Origin of the sequence: Neobacillus drentensis, assembly GCF_036962765.1 — a bacterium.
Lineage (GTDB): Bacteria > Bacillota > Bacilli > Bacillales > Cytobacillaceae > Neobacillus > Neobacillus drentensis_C.
In genome coordinates, this window is the sequence record NZ_JBALOS010000313.1 from 869 (window position 1) to 4,434 (window position 3,566).

Annotated in this window: 3 protein-coding genes; all 3 read left to right on the forward strand. The window is 34.6% G+C overall.

The annotated features are described in order from the left end of the window. Nucleotides 1–181 precede the first annotated feature (181 nt). Nucleotides 182–853, forward strand: coding sequence for an adaptor protein MecA (gene mecA / locus V7137_RS27965; RefSeq protein WP_335701084.1), 672 nt, complete (start codon nucleotides 182–184; stop codon nucleotides 851–853). Nucleotides 854–932: 79 nt separating this feature from the next. Then, nucleotides 933–2,444, forward strand: a complete 1,512-nt coding sequence (gene cls, locus V7137_RS27970) for a cardiolipin synthase (protein WP_335701090.1) — start codon at nucleotides 933–935, stop codon at nucleotides 2,442–2,444. A 104-nt stretch (nucleotides 2,445–2,548) separates the two neighbouring features. Continuing rightward, nucleotides 2,549–3,566 (forward strand): competence protein CoiA (locus tag V7137_RS27975; RefSeq protein ID WP_335701085.1); only part of this gene is annotated, 1,018 nt, incomplete at its 3' end.

Genomic DNA, 3,566 nt, shown 5'->3' on the forward strand with positions numbered 1-3,566 from the left:
GTTTTTTAGATTTTAGCCTTTTTTATTTCCCTTATTAGTGCTTTTGTCATAAAATAAAAGTACACGAGTATTTACTTTTTCGCCCTTTGAAGAATCTTTTGGATTTAAGTAAATGCTATGGCAGTATCTGCTTGGGGGTATTTTGTCCCTTCAATCTGGAAAACGGAAGGGAGATGTTTAGATGGAGATTGAACGCATTAATGAAAATACAGTAAAATTTTACATTTCTTATGGTGATATAGAAGAAAGAGGCTTTGACCGAGAAGAGATTTGGTACAATCGGGAACGAAGTGAAGAACTCTTTTGGGAAATGATGGATGAAGTTCATGATGAGGAAGAGTTTGTTATTGAAGGTCCTCTTTGGATTCAAGTCCAAGCACTTGATAAAGGTTTGGAAATTCTTGTAACCAAAGCACAACTAACAAAAGATGGTCAAAAGTTTGAACTGCCTATTCCTAATGAAAAAATAAAAGACTTTCCAGGTGAAGATAAATTTGATGAGATTCTTGATCATCATTTTAATCCCAATGATTCTGATGAAGAGGTTATTTTACTTGAAGAAGAAACATTAGAATTCCTTATTGGTTTTAAAGATTTCGAGGACGTCATTAGTTTATCAAATCGTTCAGGTTTAGATGATTTAGTCACAAAACTTTATCATTTTGAGGGTAAGTATTATCTATTTACTGAATTTCCTGAAGACTTATTTGAAGAAGACCAAATTGATGATATATTAAGTATTTTGCTTGAGTACGGTTATGAAACACAGCTTACGATTCACCGTATTCAAGAATACGGTAAAGAAATAATTTCAGCTAATGTTTTTGCTGAATTACGAAAACATTTTCGCTAATTAATGTACCGATTTCATAATTGAAATCGGTATTTTAGTATGAGTTATTTTTGAAAAAATATCTGGCAGGTGAGGACAACTGAAAAACACAGTAAGGGTTATTTTGTTTTTATTGGTTTTATCCGTACTATGGTTTTTCTTTAAGGATCAATTAGCAAGTGGGATATTTGGTTTCCTGAGTGTACTAGTTACGCTGTCAGTCATTTTCATTGGCTTTGTAATATTCCTTGAAAACCGTCATCCAACTCAAACTATTACTTGGTTAGTTGTCCTAGGTAGCTTTCCATTAGTTGGTTTTATTTTTTACCTCCTTTTTGGAAGAAATTATCGCAAAGAGAAAATGTTTAGAAAAAAATATTTCCTAGATAAACAAGCTTTTTTGACCGTAGAAGGGGAGGAAGACCCAAGGAATGATGAAAAGCTTACTTTAATGAGAGAACATCAAGGGAAATTATTTAACTTGGCTCAAAAGCTAGGGAATAGTCCTATTTCCTTCGATACAGCCACAAAAATATTAACCAACGGAGAGGAAACTTTTTCTAATATTATTGAGCAGTTAAAAAAGGCACGGCATCATATCCACCTTGAATATTATATTGTTCGGCATGATCATATTGGCCAGGAAATTAAAAGCATACTAATTGAGAAAGCACGTCAAGGTGTTAAAGTACGGTTCTTATATGACGCAGTGGGATCTTGGCAACTTTCAAAGAACTATATTAATGAACTTAAAAATGAGGGGATTGAAATGGTCACTTTTGGGCCTGTAAAACTCCCTTTTTTAAATAATAAATTTAATTTCCGCAATCATCGAAAAATGATCATAATTGATGGAACTATAGGTTTTGTCGGAGGTCTTAATATTGGAGATGAATATCTGGGGAGAAATAAGCATATCGGATTTTGGCGTGATACTCATTTAATGCTCCGTGGAGAAGCAGTAAGGACGCTGCAGCTTATATTTTTACAAGATTGGTATTATATGACAAATCACAGTTTTTTAACAGCTGAATACCTATCCCCACAGTATGATGATGAAAGTCATGGAGGGGTGCAGCTTATTGCTGGAGGGCCTGATAATGAGTGGAGTGTAATCAAAAATATTTTTTTCTCGATGATTGCAAGCGCCGAAACATCAGTTTGGATTGCTTCTCCTTATTTTATTCCGGATGAAGATATATTTTCCGCGTTAAAAGTAGCTGCACTTAGTGGTATTGATGTACGGCTTCTAGTACCTAACAAACCGGATAAACGGATTGTCTTTCATGCATCAAGATCATACTTTCCTGAACTATTAGAGGCAGGGGTTAAGGTTTATGAATTCGAGCGAGGCTTTATGCACAGTAAGATTGTCATTGTTGATCATGAACTAGCCTCGATCGGGACATCGAATATGGACATGAGAAGTTTCCATTTAAACTTCGAAGTAAATGCTTTCTTGTTCCGAACCAAAAGTACACAAAAGCTTGTTGAAGAATATTTAAATGACCTTGAATCTTCCAAACAGTTGGATAAAGCAAGCTTTCAAGAAAGACATCTGGGGTTTAAGGTACTTGAATCAACAGCAAGGCTGCTCTCGCCCTTACTTTAGCCAAAGATAAGAACTCGTCGAAAAATGACGAGTTTTTTTATTTGGTTAAAAGGTATTCATGCGGATTATGACGAATTAACATTGAGAAAGGAGGAGAGTATTAATTGTTAACTGCACAAACAAAAAAGGGTGTAACTATCTGTCTTGGACTTGATTACCAAAAAGAAGCTCTATTAGAACTTCGCAGCAAAGAAGAGTTTTTTTGCCCAATTTGTGGGGAAAGTCTTTTGTTAAAATTAGGGGATCAACGTATATTTCATTTTGCCCATCAACGAGGAGGGAATTGCCGAGAATTTTTTGAAAATGAAACTATTTATCACATGGAGGGTAAACTTCAGCTCTATCATTGGCTGATCAAACAAAAAATACCTTCCATTTTAGAGTACTTTGACAGGGAAATTCAGCAGCGACCTGATATAATGTTCAAGTTTAATGGAAAGAAATATGCGTTAGAGTATCAGTGTTCAACGATTCCAGAAAGCATATTTATTAAGCGGACCCAAACGTATCTCGAGAATGGTTACCAGCCTATATGGATTTTATCCAGCAACCAAATACGCCGTAACAAAAATAATATTGTTGCTTTGTCAAACTTTCAATTTCAATTCATACGAACAACTTCTACAGGGAAACTTTATATACCAACCTATTGCCCCGAAAAACAGCAATTTCATTTTGTTCTGGCAATTACCCCATACTCTATAAAAAATGCCTTCGCACATCATTCATTTTACCCTATTAAGAAAATGGACTTGACTGATCTATTAGACCCAATGATAAATCATCCGTTTAATCTATCAAGGTGGATCAAGGAAATAGAAAGCTTTACCCTAAATTGGACTCTTCATCCATGTAAACAACATAAAACCTTTCTCAATGAAATTTATAACAATAACCTTAATCTCTTCTTATTGCCACCAGAAATTGGCCTTCCAAACCCTCATTCGCTAGTTATCCAAACATCACCGATTATTTGGCAAACCTATTTATTTATTGATGTTATTGCCAACAAAAATATTAATGATTTGATAACCTTACAAGAATTAACTACCCAGTTAAATAGAAGAATCCGTAGAAAAGAAGTTGTGATCAGAAATTTACCACTGCTTGAAAATGCAAATC